The organism is Streptomyces sp. NPDC001108 (assembly GCF_053598535.1).
Genome location: NZ_JBSFKL010000013.1, coordinates 150,496 through 168,285 on the forward strand (window position 1 = coordinate 150,496; position 17,790 = coordinate 168,285).

14 protein-coding genes and 1 tRNA gene are annotated in these 17,790 nt (G+C 69.8%); 6 read left to right on the forward strand and 9 right to left on the reverse strand.

Going from position 1 to position 17,790, the window contains the following annotated elements:
• Positions 1-33: 33 nt before the first annotated feature.
• Positions 34-684 (reverse strand): ANTAR domain-containing response regulator, encoded by a 651-nt coding sequence (locus ACWC97_RS26280; RefSeq protein ID WP_352274972.1) that lies wholly within the window; start codon positions 682-684, stop codon positions 34-36.
• A gap of 100 nt (positions 685-784) precedes the next feature.
• Between ACWC97_RS26280 and ACWC97_RS26285 the strand changes: the two genes are divergently transcribed.
• Both ACWC97_RS26285 and ACWC97_RS26290 read left to right on the forward strand, forming a co-directional pair.
• Positions 785-867: transfer RNA gene (locus ACWC97_RS26285), tRNA-Leu, on the forward strand.
• 82 nt (positions 868-949) lie between these two features.
• Positions 950-1,735: a helix-turn-helix domain-containing protein gene (locus ACWC97_RS26290; protein ID WP_450651914.1), complete on the forward strand. Its 786-nt coding sequence runs from the start codon at positions 950-952 to the stop codon at positions 1,733-1,735.
• Positions 1,736-1,744: 9 nt separating this feature from the next.
• Here ACWC97_RS26290 and pyk read toward each other — a convergent pair whose 3' ends face one another.
• Positions 1,745-3,178, reverse strand: coding sequence for a pyruvate kinase (gene pyk / locus ACWC97_RS26295; RefSeq protein ID WP_385211381.1), 1,434 nt, complete (start codon positions 3,176-3,178; stop codon positions 1,745-1,747).
• A 135-nt stretch (positions 3,179-3,313) separates the two neighbouring features.
• Entirely contained in the window at positions 3,314-4,003 is a 690-nt protein-coding gene (locus tag ACWC97_RS26300) for an SIMPL domain-containing protein (RefSeq protein WP_450651916.1), read from the reverse strand.
• A 200-nt stretch (positions 4,004-4,203) separates the two neighbouring features.
• Between ACWC97_RS26300 and ACWC97_RS26305 the strand changes: the two genes are divergently transcribed.
• Complete coding sequence (locus tag ACWC97_RS26305; RefSeq protein ID WP_352274968.1) at positions 4,204-6,015, forward strand: bifunctional metallophosphatase/5'-nucleotidase; 1,812 nt, start codon at positions 4,204-4,206, stop codon at positions 6,013-6,015.
• A 62-nt stretch (positions 6,016-6,077) separates the two neighbouring features.
• On the opposite strand, the gene ACWC97_RS26310 is transcribed toward ACWC97_RS26305, so the two are convergent.
• The 3 genes from ACWC97_RS26310 to pepN all read right to left on the reverse strand — a co-directional run bounded on the left by ACWC97_RS26310 (position 6,078) and on the right by pepN (position 11,613).
• The gene (locus tag ACWC97_RS26310; RefSeq protein WP_450651918.1) at positions 6,078-7,490 is read right to left on the reverse strand and encodes a lysine N(6)-hydroxylase/L-ornithine N(5)-oxygenase family protein; all 1,413 of its coding nucleotides are present in this window, start codon (positions 7,488-7,490) and stop codon (positions 6,078-6,080) included.
• On the reverse strand, positions 7,487-8,887 hold the full coding sequence (locus tag ACWC97_RS26315) for a pyridoxal phosphate-dependent decarboxylase family protein (RefSeq protein ID WP_450651920.1): 1,401 nt from the start codon (positions 8,885-8,887) through the stop codon (positions 7,487-7,489). Before ACWC97_RS26315 ends, ACWC97_RS26310 begins: the two co-directional genes overlap by 4 nt.
• A 221-nt stretch (positions 8,888-9,108) precedes the next feature.
• On the reverse strand, positions 9,109-11,613 hold the full coding sequence (gene pepN, locus ACWC97_RS26320) for an aminopeptidase N (RefSeq protein ID WP_450651922.1): 2,505 nt from the start codon (positions 11,611-11,613) through the stop codon (positions 9,109-9,111).
• 189 nt (positions 11,614-11,802) lie between these two features.
• On the opposite strand from pepN, the gene ACWC97_RS26325 reads away from it, so the two are divergent.
• A complete protein-coding gene (locus ACWC97_RS26325) occupies positions 11,803-12,510 on the forward strand; it encodes a hypothetical protein (protein WP_450651924.1) in 708 nt (235 codons plus the stop codon).
• Positions 12,511-12,546: 36 nt separating this feature from the next.
• Here the strand turns inward: ACWC97_RS26325 and ACWC97_RS26330 are convergent, their stop codons facing one another.
• Together ACWC97_RS26330 and ACWC97_RS26335 are read right to left on the reverse strand one after the other, a co-directional pair.
• Positions 12,547-12,873 (reverse strand): chorismate mutase, encoded by a 327-nt coding sequence (locus ACWC97_RS26330; RefSeq protein WP_352274963.1) that lies wholly within the window; start codon positions 12,871-12,873, stop codon positions 12,547-12,549.
• A gap of 11 nt (positions 12,874-12,884) precedes the next feature.
• A complete protein-coding gene (locus tag ACWC97_RS26335; protein ID WP_352275105.1) occupies positions 12,885-13,778 on the reverse strand; it encodes a helix-turn-helix domain-containing protein in 894 nt (297 codons plus the stop codon).
• A gap of 226 nt (positions 13,779-14,004) precedes the next feature.
• Between ACWC97_RS26335 and ACWC97_RS26340 the strand changes: the two genes are divergently transcribed.
• On the forward strand, positions 14,005-15,810 hold the full coding sequence (locus ACWC97_RS26340) for a glycoside hydrolase family 35 protein (RefSeq protein WP_450651926.1): 1,806 nt from the start codon (positions 14,005-14,007) through the stop codon (positions 15,808-15,810).
• A gap of 1 nt (position 15,811) precedes the next feature.
• Here the strand turns inward: ACWC97_RS26340 and ACWC97_RS26345 are convergent, their stop codons facing one another.
• Positions 15,812-16,588 (reverse strand): S1 family peptidase, encoded by a 777-nt coding sequence (locus tag ACWC97_RS26345; protein ID WP_352274961.1) that lies wholly within the window; start codon positions 16,586-16,588, stop codon positions 15,812-15,814.
• 271 nt (positions 16,589-16,859) lie between these two features.
• Between ACWC97_RS26345 and ACWC97_RS26350 the strand changes: the two genes are divergently transcribed.
• Positions 16,860-17,771: a hypothetical protein gene (locus ACWC97_RS26350; RefSeq protein ID WP_450651928.1), complete on the forward strand. Its 912-nt coding sequence runs from the start codon at positions 16,860-16,862 to the stop codon at positions 17,769-17,771.
• Positions 17,772-17,790: the final 19 nt, after the last annotated feature.

Genomic DNA, 17,790 nt, shown 5'->3' on the forward strand with positions numbered 1-17,790 from the left:
ACGCGGGCCTTCTCCGTACCACGCGCGAACGACCTACTCGGCCGCCTTCTTCTTCTCCTCGGCATCCGCGATCAACGCCTCGGCAAGCTGCTGCATCGACAGCCGACGATCCATCGACGTCTTCTGGATCCACCGGAACGCCGCCGGCTCCGACAACCCGTAATCCGTCTGCAGAATGCTCTTCGCCCGATCCACCAGCTTCCGCGTCTCCAGCCGCTGCGCCAGATCCGCGACCTCGCTCTCCAGCGCCTTCAGCTCCGCGAACCGCGACACCGCCATCTCGATGGCCGGCACCACATCGCTCTTGCTGAACGGCTTCACCAGATACGCCATCGCCCCGGCATCCCGGGCCCGCTCCACCAGATCCCGCTGCGAGAACGCGGTCAGCATCAGGACCGGCGCGATCGACTCCTCGGCGATCTTCTCGGCGGCGGAGATCCCGTCGAGCACCGGCATCTTCACATCGAGGATCACCAGATCCGGCCGATGCTCCCGGGCCAGCTCGACGGCCTGCTGCCCGTCCCCGGCCTCACCGACGACCGTGTACCCCTCTTCCTCCAGCATCTCCTTGAGGTCGAGCCGGATCAGCGCCTCGTCCTCGGCGATGACGACGCGGGTCGTCGTCGGCGGAACGTGCGACTGATCGTCGTCGGCGACGGGCTGGGGCGACTCGGGGGCGGTCACGGAAGCTCCTCGTTACGGGCCGGACAGATGCTGCTGCTCCCGAAGCCTACCTAGCTGCGGGAAGCTGCGGAGACCCGGTAGACTCCGACCGGGTTGGCCAGCCGGGTTGGCGGAATGGCAGACGCTGATGTCTCAAACACATCTGTCCGAAAGGACGTGCGGGTTCGACTCCCGCACCCGGCACACCTCGAAGCGGATGTTCACGTTCTCGTGAACATCCGCTTTCTGCTACCCGCGGTGGCACGCGGTCACTCATCGTGTTCCCATGAACTTTCACGGCCCCGAGTTGCGGCAGCGAGCGCTCACTCTCCTCCGTGACGGCGCAAGGAATGCGGACGTGGCACGGAGGCTGAACGTCCCCGCAGGCACGATCAGCTATTGGAAGCACATGGACCGCGCCAAGCGCGGCGAGTGCCCAGGAGCCCATCGCCCGTTCTGCCCCCGGTGCGAAGGAGAGCTGGATCAGGCGGCGTACGCCTACCTCCTGGGCCTCTACCTCGGCGACGGACACATCGTCCAGAACCGGGCGATGCGGGTGCCCAGCCTTTCCATCACCTGTACAGATTCCTGGCCCGGTCTGATGGAACTGTGCGAGAACGCCATGCGTGCCGTCTTCCCTCAGAACTCCGTATCCAGAGTCCGCAGGAAAGGGTGCCATGAGGTGAAGATGTACTCGAAGTATCTCCGATGCCTCTTCCCCCAGCATGGGCCGGGCAAGAAACACCAGCGGCGGATCGTCCTCGTACCCTGGCAACAGGAAATCGTGGACGCGCACCCCTGGAAGTTCATCCGTGGCCTCGTCCACTCCGACGGGTGTCGCATCACCAACTGGACCACGCGACTTGTCGGCGGGGAGCTGAAACGCTACGAGTATCCGCGCTACTTCTTCGCCAACAAGTCCGACGACATCCGCAAGCTTCTCTGTGACACCCTCGACAAAGTTCATGTCGAGTGGACGACCCTCGCGCGCGGCAGCGACCCGTTCAACATCTCCGTCGCCCGACGGGCGTCCGTCGCGTTGATGGACGCCCATGTCGGGCCGAAGCACTGAGGACCGTCCCTACTTCGGGCTGTCGTCCTCGCCGATGTGGTGCACCCGGACCAGGTTCGTGGAGCCCGGGAGGCCCGGCGGGGAGCCGGCCGTGATGACCACGGTGTCGCCCTTGCGGCAGCGGCCGATCTTCAGGAGTTCCTCGTCGACCTGGGCGACCATCGCGTCCGTCGAGTCCACCTCGGGGCCGAGGAAGGTCTCGACGCCCCAGGTCAGGTTGAGCTGGGCGCGGGTGGCCGGGTCCGGGGTGAAGGCCAGGAGCGGGATGGGCGAGCGGTAGCGGGAGAGCCTGCGGACGGTGTCGCCGCTCTGTGTGAAGGCGACCAGGAACTTGGCGCCGAGGAAGTCGCCCATCTCGGCCGCCGCGCGGGCGACCGCGCCGCCCTGGGTGCGGGGCTTGTTGCGGTCGGTGAGGGGCGGGAGGCCCTTGGCGAGGATGTCCTCCTCGGCGGCCTCCACGATGCGGGACATGGTGCGGACGGTCTCCACGGGGTGCTTGCCGACGCTGGTCTCGCCGGAGAGCATCACCGCGTCGGTGCCGTCGATGACCGCGTTGGCGACGTCGGATGCCTCGGCGCGGGTGGGGCGGGAGTTGTCGATCATCGAGTCGAGCATCTGGGTGGCGACGATGACCGGCTTGGCGTTGCGCTTGGCGAGCTTGATCGCGCGCTTCTGGACGATCGGTACCTGTTCCAGGGGCATTTCGACGCCGAGGTCGCCGCGGGCGACCATGATGCCGTCGAAGGCAGCGACGATGCCGTCGATGTTCTCGACGGCCTGCGGCTTTTCGATCTTGGCGATGACGGGGAGGCGGCGGCCTTCCTCGTCCATGATGCGGTGGACGTCCTCGATGTCGCGTCCGCTGCGCACGAAGGAGAGGGCGATGATGTCGGCGCCGGTGCGCAGGGCCCAGCGGAGGTCTTCGATGTCCTTTTCGGAGAGTGCGGGGACGGAGACGGCGACGCCGGGGAGGTTGAGGCCCTTGTGGTCGGAGATCATGCCGCCTTCGACGACGGTGGTGCGGATGCGGGGGCCGTCGATGTCGGTGACTTCGAGGGTGACGCGGCCGTCGTCGACGAGGATGCGTTCGCCGGGGGTGACGTCGGTGGCGAGGCCGTCGTAGGTGGTGCCGCAGATGTGGCGGTCGCCTTCGACGGGTTCGACGGTGATGGTGAAGGTGTCGCCGCGTTCGAGGAGTACGGGGCCTTCGCCGAAGGAGCCGAGGCGGATCTTCGGTCCCTGGAGGTCGGCGAGGATGCCGGTGCTGCGTCCGAGTTCGCCGGAGGCTTTGCGTACGCGGTGGTATCGCTCTTCGTGTTCCGCGTAGGTGCCGTGGCTGAGGTTGAGGCGGGCGATGTCCATTCCCGCTTCGATGAGGGCTTTGATCCGGTCGTACGTGTCGACGGCGGGGCCCAGGGTGCAGACAATTTTGGCTCGGCGCATGCTTCGACCCTAGCCCTTACCTACGGGTAGTTGATTGGTGTGCCGTGACTGCTCAACGACCTTTGGGTGAAGGGTTATTGACAAGCGTTGAATTGTGCGCCGGGGTGCTCGGATGAGCATTTTCGCGGAATCTCGTCAGAGTTTTGGCGGTGACATGATGAAGCGGGCATTGACCTGGGCGTAGACGGTCTGGCGCTGGGGTTCGAGGTCGAGGGCGGGGGCGGGCTCGGCCGGGGCGTCTCCGAAGGCGGCGCGTCCGCGTGGGGCGGCGGGTGTGGGTGGTGCGGTGTTCTCCGCGCCGAGGTCGGCGAGTTCGACGAGGGCGACGAGGTGGGCGTCGAGGGCCGCGGCGTACTCGCGGGCGCGTTGGACGGCGGCGTGGACGGCGCGGCGGCGGGCTTCGGCGTGGGCCGGGGAGTCGGGGCGCAGTCCCCACCAGGGGCCGTTGACGCGGGTCATTTCGAGGTCGGCGATTCGGGTGGTGAATTCGCCGAGTGCGGTGAAGTCGTTGAGGACGGCGGTGATGTGGACGCGGCCGTGGTGGGCGCGGATTTTTTCGCTCCGGCCGGATGGGGTGAGTTCGGGGGTGAGGGAGAATGCGCCGGTTTCGAGTTTTTCCACGGCTTGTCCGTAGGACCGGGCGAGTTCGAGTACGTGGTCGTTGCGGCGGGTGAGGTCGTCGAGGGTGTGGCGGCGGTCCTTGCCGCGGGCGGTGACGGTGATGGTGATGCGGGCGGTTTCGGGGTCGATGTCGAGGCGGGCGTCGCCGCGGACGGCGACGCGGGGGTGTTCGGGGGTGCCGTGGGGTGGGGGTGTCTGGGTCATGGTTCCACTGTGGCATCCGGGTCGGACAGCGGCCGGTCATCAGATCGAAACCCGTGAGGGGTGTTGCGGGGTGGGGCTCCTGCGACATTATCTACGCGCGTTGTGCGGCGGTCGGCCGCGTGTGTCGGGGCCGGCTGTGTCGGACGCGATCGGGACGCGTGGGTAGTGAAGCGCGTGAGAGCTGAGATGTGGGAGTGGAAATGCCGCTGAACCGTAGGACGTTCCTGGGCACTTCGGCGGTCGCCGGTGCGGGGGTGGCGCTGGCGGGGGGTTCCGCGGTGCCGGCCGTGGCCGGTGGGCCGGGTGTGGGGCATGGTTCCGGGCGTCCGCAGAAGCGGTACTCGTTCACCGTGATGGGGACGACGGATCTGCATGGGAATGTTTTCAACTGGGATTACTTCACGGACAAGGAGTTCGACGACAAGGACCACAACGATGTGGGTCTGGCGAAGATCTCGACGTTGGTGGAGCAGATCCGCCGGGAGAAGGGCCGCCAGAACACGTTGATGATCGACGCGGGTGACACGATCCAGGGCACCCAGTTGTCGTACTACTACGCCAAGATCGATCCGATTACGGCGAAGCGCGGTCCGGTGCATCCGATGGCGCAGGCGATGAACGCGATCGGGTACGACGCGGCGGCGCTCGGGAACCATGAGTTCAATTACGGTATTCCGGTGCTGCGGAAGTTCGAGGAGCAGTGTGATTTTCCGCTGCTGGGTGCGAACGCGTTGGATGCGAAGTCGTTGCGGCCGGCGTTCGCTCCGTATGTGATCAAGAAGTTGCGGACGCCGCAGGGGCGGGATGTGCGGGTCGGGATTCTGGGGTTGACGAATCCGGGGATCGCGATCTGGGACAAGGCGAATGTCGGTGGGAAGATGGTGTTCCCGGGGCTGGAGGAGCAGGCGGCGAAGTATGTGCCGCGGCTGCGTTCGATGGGTGCGGATGTGGTGATCGTTTCGGCGCATTCGGGTACGAGTGGTACGTCGTCGTACGGGGATCAGGTGCCGTATGTGGAGAATGCGGCGGCGTTGGTGGCGGAGCAGGTGCCGGGGATCGATGCGATTCTGGTGGGTCATGCGCATCTGGAGATTCCCGAGTACTTCGTGGAGAACAAGGAGACCGGTAAGAAGGTCGTGTTGTCCGAGCCGCTGAAGTGGGGGCAGCGGTTGACCCTCTTCGATTTCGATCTGGTGTGGGAGAAGGGTCGCTGGGTGGTCGAGCGGGCCGGTTCGCGGGTGTTGAACTCGAATACGGTGGCGGAGGATTCGAAGATCACCCGGTTGTTGGCGGACGAGCACAAGAAGGTGGTGGCGTACGTCAATCAGGTGATCGGTACGTCGACGGCGGCGATGAGTACGGCGGAGGCGGCTTGGAAGGACGAGCCGATCATCGATCTGATCAATGTCGTGCAGGCGGAGACAGTGAAGGCGGCGTTGGCGGGTGGTGAGTATGCGGCGTTGCCGGTGCTTTCGCAGGCGTCCTGTTTCTCGCGTACGGCGCGGATTCCGGCCGGGAATGTGACGATCAAGGATGCGGCGGGGCTGTATCCCTTTGAGAACACGCTTGAGGCGCGGTTGATGACCGGTGCGCAGCTGCGGGATTATCTGGAGTTCTCGGCGCGGTATTACGTGCAGACTGCGGTGGGTGCTCCGGTGGATACGTCGAAGCTGACGAATGCGGGGAATACTCCGGATTACAATTATGACGCGGTGTCGGGTGTGACGTACGAGATCGATATTGCGAAGCCGAGTGGTTCGCGGATCGTGGGTCTGGCGTTCGAGGGGAAGCCGGTGGATCCGGCGGCGCGGTTCGTGCTGGCGGTGAACAATTACCGGGCCAGTGGTGGGGGTAATTTCCCGCATGTGGCGGGGGCCAAGCAGGTGTGGGCGAACTCGGAGGAGATCCGGAACACGATCATCGCCTGGGTGCAGGCGAAGGGTTCGGTGGACAGTGCGGAGTTCGCTTCGGTGGACTGGCGGCTGACGCGTGAGGGTGTGCCGGTGTTCTAGGGGTTTCGGGTGGGCGGCCGTCTTCTCCTTGGGGAGGGGGCGGCCGCCTTCTGCGTGGGGGGTCAGTTGTTGTGGGCGAGGGGGATGAGGTCGGGGTTGTGGGTGGGGGTGTGGGGGTCTTGGGGGGTGAGGCCGAAGGTGGTGAAGGCGGTGCGTTCGGGGAGGGGGTAGGGGGTGGTGCCGGTGAGGTCGTTGAGGATGGTGGCGCTGCGCCAGGCGGCGAGTCCGAGGTCGGGGGCGCCGACGCCGTGGGTGTGGCGTTCGGCGTTCTGGACGTAGATGTTGCCGGTGACGGTGGGGTCGAGGTCGAGGCGGAAGCGGTCGTCGATGCGGGGGCGTCCGGAGGTGTCGCGGTTCAGGTGGGGGTCGAGGGAGCCGAGGATGCGGTCGAGGGAGCGTTCGCGGTAGCCGGTGGCGAGGATGACGGCGTCGGTGGTGAGTCGGGTGTGGGTGTTCTGTTGGGTGTGTTCGAGGTGGAGTTCGATGCGGGTGTGGGCGATGCGGGTGGCGGTGCGGACGTGGACGCCGGGGGTGAGGGTGGTGTCGGGCCAGCCGCCGTGGAGGGTGCGGCGGTAGAGCTCGTCGTGGATGGCGGCGATGGTGTCGGCGTCGATGCCTTTGTGGAGTTGCCATTGGTGGGGGACGAGTTCGTCGCGGACGGTTTCGGGGAGGGCGTGGAAGTAGCGGCTGTAGTCGGGGGTGAAGTGTTCGAGGCCGAGTTTGGAGTACTCCATGGGGGCGAAGGCCTGGGTGCGGGCGAGCCAGTGGAGGTTTTCGCGGCCGGTGGGGCGGGCGCGGAGGAGGTCGAGGAAGATTTCGGCGCCGGATTGGCCGGAGCCGATGACGGTGATGTGGTGGGCGTCGAGGAGTTCTTGTCGGTGGTGGAGGTAGTCGGCGGAGTGGATGACGGGGATGTCGTCGGCTTCGATGAGGGGTTGGAGGGGTGGGGGGATGTGGGGTTCGGTGCCGACGCCGAGGGCGATGTGGCGGGCGTGGGTGCGGCCGAGGGCTTGGGCTTCGCCGTCGTGGTCGAGTTGGGTGAAGTCGATCTCGAAGAGGTTGCGGTGGTGGTTCCAGCGGACGGCGTCGACCTGGTGGCTGAAGTGGAGGCCGGGGAGTTGGCCGGTGACCCAGCGGCAGTAGGCGTCGTATTCGGCGCGTTGGATGTGGAAGCGTTCGGCGAAGTAGAAGGGGAAGAGGCGGTCGCGGGTGCGGAGGTAGTTGAGGAAGGTCCAGGGGCTGGTGGGGTCGGCGAGGGTGACGAGGTCGGCGAGGAAGGGGACTTGGAGGCTGGCGCCGTCGATGAGGAGGCCGGGGTGCCAGTGGAAGGCGGGGCGTTGTTCGTAGAAGGCGGTGTCGAGGGGGTGGTCGGGTACGCCGTGGGCGAGGGCGGCGAGGGAGAGGTTGAAGGGGCCGATGCCGATGCCGACGAGGTCGTGTGGCTGGTCGGTGTCGGGGGTGGGGTGGTCGGTCATCGGGGGGTGTTGCCTTCCGGGTTTTCGTGGGCGAGTCGGTGCACCAGGTCGAGGAGGGTGCGGAGGTGGTCGGGGGTGGTGTGGGGGTTGAGGAGGGTGGCTTTGAGCCAGAGGTGGTGGTCGGCGTGGGCGCGGCCGAGGACGGCGTGGCCGCGGTCGAGGAGGGTGCGGCGGATGGTGGCGACGGTGTGGTCGTCGGCGCCGGTGGGGCGGAAGAGGACGGTGCTGATGGTGGGGCGGTCGTAGAGGTCGAGGCCGGGGGTTTGGGTAATGAGGTCGGCGAGGTGGTGGGCGGTGGCGAGGGTGCGGTCGATGAGGTCGGCGAGTCCGGTGCGGCCGAGGGCCTGGAGGGTGACGGCGATCTTGAGGGCGTCGGGGCGGCGGGTGGTGCGGAGGGAGCGGCCGAGGAGGTCGGGGAGGCCGGCTTCGGTGTCGTCGTGGGCGTTGAGGTAGGGCGCTTGGTGGTGGAGGGGGTGGAGGTGGTGGTGGTGGGGGACGGCGAGGATGCCGGCGGGGGCGGGTTGCCAGCCGAGTTTGTGGAGGTCGAGGGTGACGCTGTGGGCGCGGTCGAGGCCGTGGAGTTTGTGTCGGTGGGTGGGGCTGAAGAGGAGGGGGCCGCCGTAGGCGGCGTCGATGTGGAGTTCGGCGCCGTGGGCGGCGCAGAGGTCGGCGATGTCGGGGAGGGGGTCGATGTGGCCGGTGTCGGTGGTGCCGGCGGTGGCGGTGACGAGGAGGGGTGGTTGGAGGGTGGTGAGGGCTTTGTCGAGTGCGGGGAGGTCCATGACGCCGTTGGGGGCGGGGAGGACGGTGGGGGTGGGGAGGCCGAGGATCCAGGCGGCGCGGGTGATGCTGTGGTGGGCGTTGGCGGCGCAGATGGTGTGGATGGGGCCGTTGCGTTCGCGGGCGAGGAGGAGGGCGAGTTGGTTGGCTTCGGTGCCGCCGGTGGTGATGAGGGCGTCGGGGTGGGGTTGGTGGGGGTAGATCTCGGTGGCGAGGGTGGTGGTGGTGTCGGCTTCGAGGGTGGAGGCGGCGGGGGCCTGGTCCCAGGAGTCCATGGAGGGGTTGAGGGCGGAGGCGGCGAGGTCGGCGGCGGTGGCGAGGGCGAGGGGTGGGGTGTGGAGGTGGGCGGTGCAGAGGGGTTCGGCGGGGTCGGCGGCGCCTTCGGTGAGGGCGGTGACGAGGGTGCGGAGGGCGTGGTGGGGGCCGGTGCCGTGTTCGGGGAGGAGGGGGTGGGTGGCGGTGCGGGTGTGGGTGGTGACGGTGTGGGGGCCGCCGGTGGGGAGGGGGCCGTCGCGGCGGCGGGCTCCGTCGTGGAGGGCGGTGAGGACGGTGTCGAGGAGGGGGCGCAGTGCTGTGGGTCCGGTGGTTGTTCCGGCGAGGGGGGGTGGGGTGGGCATGGGTGTGGGGGTCCTTGGGGTGTGGGGGCATGGGACGACGTGTCAGCTTGCCCGGGTTTCGTGGGTGTGTGGGGGTGGAGCCGGGGTTTCTGAACTCGAAAGGGTGATGGTGGTGGGTTTGGGGGGTGTGGGGGTGGTTTTGGTGCTATTGGGGCGGAGGGGATATGGCTGTGCCCGGCGCCTTGTGGTGGGGGCGCCGGGCACGGGTGGTGCGGGGTGGGTCAGTGTGCTTCGCGTACGGCGAGGGCGCGGCGCAGGTCGTCGATGCGGTCGGTGAGTTTGCGGCGGAGGGCGGGGGTGAGGTCGTTGTTGTTCAGGGTCTGTTGGCCGAGGTGGAGGTGGTCGGTTTCGACGAGGGGGACGGGGAAGGCGTGGGTTCCGGCGGCTTCGGCGATGGCGTTGCCGCGGCGGGTGGCGAGTGCGGTGGCGTCGGGGTAGAAGCGGGTGATGTAGGGGCGTACGAGGTCGGTCTGTTCGGGTTGCCAGAAGCCTTGGGCGGTGGCGGCGAACAGGTAGTTGGAGAGGGTGTCGTCGTGGAAGAGGGCTTGCCAGGCGGCTTCCTTGGCCTCGGGGGTGGGGAGGGCGGCGCGGCAGCGGGCGGCGCCTTCCTGTCCGGGGGCGCTGGGGTCCTGTTCGAGTTCGGCGGCGATGGTGGCTTCGTCGGTGGCGCCGAGGACGGCGAGGCGGGTGAGGATGCGCCAGCGGAGTTCGGGGTCGAGTTCGGGTCCGCCGGGGACGGTGCCGTTGGTGAGCCAGTCCTGGATGGTGTCGGGCTGGGTGGCGGCGTCGATGAGGTGGCGTACGGCGACGAGGCGGAGGCCGGGGTTGTGTCCGTCCTCGGTGCGGCGGATGAGGTCGCGGCAGAGGTCGGTGAGGGTGGCGAGGCCGGTGGGGTGCTGTTCGGGGGTGAGGTATTGGCGGATGATGTGGAGGCCGGCGAAGGCGAGGACGCCTTGGGCGAGGGCGAGGTCGGTCTCGTGCGGGAGGTGGGTGCGGGCGGCTTCGAGGTAGGCGGTGGGGGCGAGTTCTCCGTCGCGGACCATGTCGCGGGCGGCGTTCCAGATGACGGCGCGGGTGAGGGCGTCGGGGATGTCGGAGAGGTGGGTGAGGGCGGTGTCCCAGGAGTGGGGGTCGAGGCGGATCTTGGCGTAGGTGAGGTCGCCGTCGTTGAGGACGAGGAGGGTGGGGCGGTGGCCGGGGCGGGGGTCGGGGGTACCGGTGTGCGGGACGTCGATTTCGAAGCGTTCGCGCAGGGTGAGTGTGTCTTCGCCGGTGTGGGGGTCGGGGGTGCGGTCGTAGGCGCCGACGGCGATGCGGTGGGGGCGGGTGCCGTCGCGGTCGACGGTGAGGGTCCAGGTGCCGTCGGTCTCCTGGACGTGTGAGGTGAGGGTGTCGGCGCCGGTGGTGCGGAGCCAGGCGTCGGCCCAGGCGTGGACGTCGCGGTCGGTGGCGGAGGCGAGGTTGTCGACGAAGTCGGCGAGGGTGGCGTTGGCGAACTTGTGGCGGGCGAAATGGGTGTTGATGCCGGCGAGGAAGTCCTTTTCGCCGAGCCAGGCGACGAGTTGGCGCAGGGCGGAGGCGCCCTTGGCGTAGGAGATGCCGTCGAAGTTGAGGAGTGCGGAGGCGGTGTCGGGGACGGCGTCGGGGTCGGGGGCGACGGGGTGGGTGGAGGGGCGCTGGTCGGCGTCGTATCCCCAGCCCTTGCGGATGACGCCGAAGTCGACCCAGGTGTCGGTGAAGCGGGTGGCTTCGGCGAGGGTCTGGTAGCCCATGTATTCGGCGAAGGACTCGTTGAGCCAGATGTCGTCCCACCAGGCGAGGGTGACGAGGTCGCCGAACCACATGTGGGCCATCTCGTGGGCGATGACCATGCCGCGGGTCTGGCGTTCGGTGTCGGTGACGGCGGAGCGGTAGATGAATTCGTCGCGGAAGGTGACGAGGCCGGGGTTCTCCATGGCGCCGGCGTTGAATTCGGGGACGAATGCCTGGTCGTAGGAGTCGAAGGGGTAGGGCTCGTCGAATTTCTCGTGGAAGCGGTCGAAGCAGGCCCGGGTGATGTCGAGGATTTCGTCGGCGTCGGTGTCGAGGTGGGGGGCGAGGGAGCGGCGGCAGTGGATGCCGAAGGGGAGGCCGGCGTGTTCGGTGGTGACGGAGTGCCAGGGGCCGGCGGCTACGGCGACGAGGTAGGTGGAGATGAGGGGGGTGGTGGCGAGTTCCCAGCGGCCCTGGCCGCGGTGGTCGGCGATGCCGTTGCCGAGGACGGTCCAGCCTTCGGGGGCGGTGACGGCGAGGGTGAAGACGGATTTGAGGTCGGGCTGGTCGAAGGCGGCGAAGACGCGCTGGACGTCGTCCATGAAGAGTTGGGTGTAGGCGTAGGTCTCGCCGTCGGCCGGGTCGGTGAAGCGGTGCATGCCTTCGCCGGTGCGGGAGTAGCGCATGGCGGCGTCGATGCGCAGTTCGTGGGTGCCGGGGGTGAGGTGGGTGAGGGGGAAGCGGTTCTCGACGAGGTCGGCGGGGTCGAGGGGGTGTCCGTCGAGGCTGATCGAGCGCAGGGTGGCGGGCTTGAGTTCGACGAAGGTGTCGCCGGTGGTGGCCGCGGTGAACTGGATGACGGTGCGGGAGTCGAAGGTCTCCTCCCCCGTGGTCAGGTCGAGGTCGATCGTGTAGTGGTGCACGTCGAGGAACTGGGCTCGGGTCTGCGCTTCGTCGCGCGTCAGTACGGACATGTGTCCATGCTGCCGTACGCGGTGGGTGGCTCGGGGGCGGGTTCTCCCACGGCTGAGCGGGGGGGGCGGGGGTCTCCGGAACCGTGCGGGTGTGGGAGGCGTCCCGTCCTGCGGCGGACGGGTCGGGAGAGGTGTGGGGGTCGGGAAGTGGTTGTCGGGGCGGCGGGGTGTCGGGGTGGGCGGCGGCGGGTGGTGGGGGTGGTGCCGTGCGGGGTGGCGGCGGGGGCGCTGGTGTGGTGTCTCGTCGGGATGTGGCGGGCGGCGCGGTTGGAGAACTATCCGTGGAGTGCCTGGACGCCGGTGGGTCATGGGGCGGTGAAGGGGGTGTTCCTGGGGTTGCTGGCGGGCTGTGCGGCGGTGGTGGCGGTGCGGATCGGCCGGGCCGACGGGGGTCGGCCCGGCCGGTTCGCGGGGCTGGTGTTCGGTGGTGGGCTGGTGGGCGGGGTGGTGCCGGGGACGTTGCGGGACTTCCTGGGCGAGCCCCGGCCTCGGACGCTGTACTACTACGACGGGCCGCGGCCGGCCGCGGAGTGGTACTGGCGGCCGTTGTTGTCGGAGTGGTGGGGGTACACGGTGCTTCCGGCGCTGGGGTGTGCGGTGCTGCTGGCCGTGGGCGCGCTGGTGGCGGTGCGGTCCGCGCGCCGCGAGAGCGTGGGGTGGGTGCTCCTGGCCCTGGTGGGGGTGGGGTTGCTGGTGCTGCCGGAGTGGGCCGGCGGCGGGGCGCCCGAGCCGGTGGGCCAGGGCGGTCATGTGAACGAGTCGGCGGGTGCCGCGATCGTCGTGCTGGCGACGGGGTTCGGGCTGTTGCTGACCGCGGGGGTGGTGCGGTCGGTGCGGCGCGGGCGGTGTCGGGCGGGTGGGCCCGGGGGTGTGCGGCGGCTGTCGTCGCGGGGTTGACCGGTGGTGTCCGGCCGGTCGTCGCAGGGGGTGTGTTCAGTGTTCGGTGGCGGTGGCGGATTCCTCCGCGATCCGTTCGTGGTGGCGGATGACCTCCGCGACGATGAAATTCAGCAGCTTCTCGGCGAAGGCCGGGTCGAGGTGGGCGCTCTCCGCGAGCTGTCGCAGCCGGGCGATCTGCCGGCTCTCGCGGGCCGGGTCGGCGGGGGGCAGGTGGTGGGCGGCCTTGAGGTGGCCGACCTGCTGGGTGCACTTGAAGCGCTCGGCGAGCATGTGGACCACAGCGGCGTCGATGTTGTCGATGCTCTCGCGCAGCCGGTTCAGTTCGGCGTTCACGGACTCGTCGATGTCCCTGGTCGTCATGGTCAGCGAGCTTAGACGGCCGGGCCGGGCGGGATGATCGTCGGTGGGTGCTCCGAGTCCGGAATCCGGTCGCTCCAGCCGCCGGGGACGGTGTGTCCCTGCTGTTCACGGAAGCGGACGGGGGCGGTGCCGACCCGGCGGGCGAAGAGTCGGGAGAAGTAGGCGGGGTCGTCGTAGCCGACGCGGCGGGCGACGGCGGCGACCGGCAGGTCGGTGGCGGCGAGGAGTTCCTTGGCGCGGCCGAGGCGGATGCCGAGGAGGTAGTCCTTGGGGCTGCGTCCGGCGCCCCGTCGTACGGCCGTCCGCAGTTCGGCGGTGGTCATGCCGTGCCGGGCGGCGTGCTCGGCGACCGACAACGGCTGGAAGGCGTCGCGGGCGAGGGCCTGCAGGACGGGGTCGCCGTCCGGGCTGACGTCGGCGCGGGCCCGGCGCAGGGCGACGAGCAGTTCGTGGACGGCGGCTCCGGTCTCCACTTCCAGGAGCGGGTTGCCCCGGCGGGCGGCGCGGACGATCCGGCTGATCGCGGCGCGGGGTGCGGCCGTGTCGGCGAGCGGGACGAGCGGCCGGTCGGGCTCGATGTAGCCGAGTTCGGTGTAGGTGGCGGTGGCCGGGCCGGTGAAGTCGACGAAGCTCTCGTCCCAGCCGGTGTCGGGGTCGGCGCCGTAGTGGTGCGGGGTGCCGGGGGTGAGCCAGATCAGGCTGGGTGCGGTGACGGGGATCCGGCGGCCGTCGGCCCCGGTGAACCAGCCGCTGCCGGAGTGGACGACGACGGCCACGTGGTGGTCGAGGGTGCGCGGGCCGACGGTGGGCAGGGTGCCGTGCTGGAGCCCCACGCCGAGGCAGACCAGGCCCAGCCGGTGGTGGAGCGGGCTGGGGGTGAAGAACCGCATCCAGGTGTGGTACATCGGCCGCCCTCGCTCCTCCTTCGACCACTTCCGTGCCAGGTCGGGCACGGGTTTGAACATTTGCGTCCAAACAGTAGTGATCTTTGTCCATGGACCGGCCGGGCGCCAGAGGGCGAGGGTGGGGGCACCATTCCTCCCGGGTCCGCCCGCTCCGTGGTGCGTGCCGTCGTACGCCCCGGGTGCGCGGGTCACGGGGGGCCGCGCGCACAGGAGAGTTACGAGCACGATGGCTGACTTCACCGTGGGGGACGACCACTTCCGGCTCGACGGGAAGCCCGTACGGCTGCTGTCGGGGGCCCTGCACTACTTCCGGGTGCACGAGGAGCAGTGGGACCACCGGCTGTCGATGCTCCGTGCCATGGGCCTGAACTGCGTGGAGACGTATGTGCCGTGGAATCTGCACGAGCCGCGGCCGGGCCGGTTCCGGGACGTGGGCGCGCTCGGCCGGTTCCTGGACGCGGCGCAGCGGGCCGGGCTGTGGGCGATCGTCCGTCCGGGTCCGTACATCTGTGCCGAGTGGGAGAACGGTGGTCTGCCGGTCTGGGTGACGGGGCGGTTCGGGCGGCGGGTGCGCTCGCGTGACGAGGGGTATCTGGGGGCGGTGGAGCGCTGGTTCTCGGCGCTGCTGCCGCAGGTGGTGCAGCGGCAGATCGGGCGCGGCGGTCCGGTGATCATGGTGCAGGCGGAGAACGAGTACGGGAGTTTCGGCTCCGACCGGGTCTATCTGCGGCGGGTGGCCGGGATGCTGCGCGAGCGGGGGCTGACCGTTCCCCTGTTCACGTCGGACGGGCCGGAGGACCACATGCTGACGGGCGGTTCCGTGCCTGGTCTGCTGGCGACGGCGAATTTCGGTTCGGGGGCGCGGGAGGCCTTCGAGGTGCTGCGCCGTCATCAGCCGAAGGGGCCGCTGATGTGCATGGAGTTCTGGTGCGGCTGGTTCGAGCACTGGGGTGCCGGGCCGATGGAGCGCGATCCCCGGCCGGCCACCGAGGCGCTGCGGGAGATCCTGGAGTGCGGGGCGTCGGTGAACATCTACATGGCGCACGGGGGGACGAACTTCGCCGGGTGGGCGGGGGCGAACCGGTCGGGTCCGCTCCAGGACCAGGACTTCCTGCCGACGGTGACGTCGTACGACTACGACGCGCCGATCGACGAGTACGGCCGGGCCACGGAGAAGTTCCGGATGTTCCGTGAGGTGCTCGCCCCGTACGCGGACGGGCCGCTGCCCGAGCTGCCGCCGGAGCCGGTCGGGCTGGCGGAGCCGGTGCGGGTGCGGCTGACGGGGTGGGCGTCGCTGGATGCGGTGCTGGGGGCGCTGGGTGACGAGGAGGGGGCGCCGTCCGGGATGCCGCCGACCTTCGAGGAGCTTGGCGTGGACCGGGGTCTGGTGCGTTACCGGGTGTCCGTGCCGGGTCCGCGTCAGCCGTACGCGCTGGATGTGACGGGGCTCCGGGACCGGGCCGTGGTGCGGGTGGACGGGGTCCGGGCGGGGGTGCTGACGGCCGAGGAGAGTGTCCTGGCGGAGCCGGTGGCGGGGCCCGCGGAGGTCGAGCTGTGGGTGGAGTCGCTGGGCCGGGTCAACTACGGGCCGCGGCTCGGCGAGTCCAAGGGGATCACGGGCGGGGTGCGGCACGAGCGGCAGTATCTGCACGGGGTGCGGGCGCGGGCGCTGCGGCTGGACGCGTTCGAGGAGCCGGGGGCGGTGGAGCGGGTGGCGTTCGAGGAGGTCGGCCGGTCCGACGGGACGGGGCTGTTCCGGGGGACGTTCGAGCTCGACGGGGTGGCCGGGGTCGGGCACGCGGGGCTCGAACTGCCGGGCTGGGTGCGGGGGTTCGTGTGGGTGAACGGCTTCTGTCTGGGCCGCTACTGGTCGGTGGGCGCGCAGCGGACGCTGTATGTGCCGGGGCCGGTGCTGCGGGAGGGCGGCAACGAGGTGTGGGTGCTGGAGGTGGAGGGGGCGGGGGCCCCGTTCGTGGAGCTGGGCCCGGGGGCGCCCGTGTTCGGGGGCGCCCCCGGGGTGGTTCGGGGGTGACTCAGAGCGTGGCCGCCGCCGAGGCGATGTTGGCGGCGAAGGTCGAGACCTCGCTGTACACGCCGGGGTAGCCGGGTCGGGCGCAGCCGTTGCCCCAGCTGACGATGCCGACCTGGATCCAGGCTCCGGCGTTGTCCTTGCGGAACATGGGGCCGCCGGAGTCGCCCTGGCAGGTGTCGACGCCGCCGGTGGAGAGGAGTCCGGCGCAGATCTCGTCGCCGGGGATGAGGTCGCCTCCGTAGGCGGCCTGGCAGTCGGCGTCGGAGACGAAGGGCACGTTGGCCTTCAGCAGGTAGCGCTGCTGGGCGCCGCCCTCGGTGGCCGCGCCCCAGCCGGCGACGGTGAAGGTGCCGTTGTTGTACGCGGTGGTGGTGGCGATCTTCAGGGTCGGCTGGTTGATGGGCTGGGCGAGCTTGATGAGCGCCCAGTCCTTGCCCGCGCCGTTGTAGCCGGGGGCCTGGAGGACCTTGGTGGACTTGACCTTGACCGCGCTGGCGGACTGGAGGTCGACGACCCCTCCGGTGACGGTGATGGAGGTGTTGTTGCCCGATCCGTCGACGCAGTGCGCGGCGGTGAGGACGATGTCCTTGGCGTAGAGGGCGCCGCCGCAGCCCATCGAGAGCCGGACCATGAACGGGAACTCGCCCTGGGCGGCGCGGGTTCCGCCGACGACCGGCTGGGGGGCGGCGGAGGCGCCGGCGGGCTGGAGGCTGAAGCCGGCGAGGACGACGGCGGCTATGACGGAACATCTCTTCACGGCACGCAGAAGCTGCTTCATGGAACTGCCTTCTTTCGTGGGGGGTGTGCCGGGTGGGGGGTGCTTGTGGGGGTGTGCTTGTGGGGAGTGCCCGTGCCCCGGGCCGGATGGTGACCGGGGGTGCGGCACGACACCACACCCTGGTCATGGACCCGACAAAGGCACGCTTGGGATTATCAGGAAATGATCATGAACCCCACAAGGATCACTTTCCGGCCAAGATCGCCCGCACCCCTGCCGCTACAGTGGAATCCGGCCGGTACGACCGGCCGATCCTCGGGAACGGGGGGACATGACGGACGGCAGCCACCGGACCATCCGCAGCCCGGTGGTCCATGGATTCCCGCATCTCGCGACGGTCCGGTCCGCGATCACCGCGCTCTATCGGCGGCTCTCGTACGACGGCGTCCGCTCCTACGCCACGAGCCTCACCGCCGCCGGGACCACCCTCCTCGCCGGGGAGAACCTCCACCTCGGCACCCAGCGGGTGGCCCGGTCGGTCGCCCGGCACCTCCGGCTTCCGGACGCCCGGATGATCGTCTCGTTCCGCACGATGGAGCATGCCGCCGAGGTCGAACTGGCCGCCGGGCCGGAGTACTTCGTCGAACTCAACGACCGGTTCCGCACCCATCGCGGGGACATCGGCGCCGCGCTCTCCCACGAGATCACCCATGTGCTGCTGCACCGGCTCGGCCTGGCGTTCCCCGGCACCCGGGACAACGAGATCCTCACCGACACCGTGGCCGCCTACCTGGGCGCCGGCTGGCTGCTGCTCGATGCCTTCCGCGAGGACGCGGTCTCGAGCCAGAAGCTCGGCTACCTCACCCCGGAGGAGTTCGGCTACGTCCTCGCCCAGCGGGCGTCGGCCTTCGACGAGGACCCGTCGCCGTGGTTCACCAGCCCGCAGGCGTACGACGCGTTCCGCGCCGGGCGGGACCGGGCGCTGCGGGACCTCCGCAGCCCCCCGCTCGCGGCGGCGGGCGGACCGGACCGCCGCCGCTACGCGCGGGCCCGGCGCCAGGCCCGGGAGCGGGCGGGCACGCCCGGGGCGCCGGACGCCCCGTACACCTTCGAGGGGGCGCCGGACGCGCTGCGGGTCTCCTTCGGCTGCCCGGTCTGCCACCAGCGCCTCCGGCTCCCGGCGCGCGGCCGGGTCCGGGCCCGGTGCGGGCTGTGCGGGACGGTCCTGGACTGCGACACGTAGGACCGTCCCCGGGGCCCTT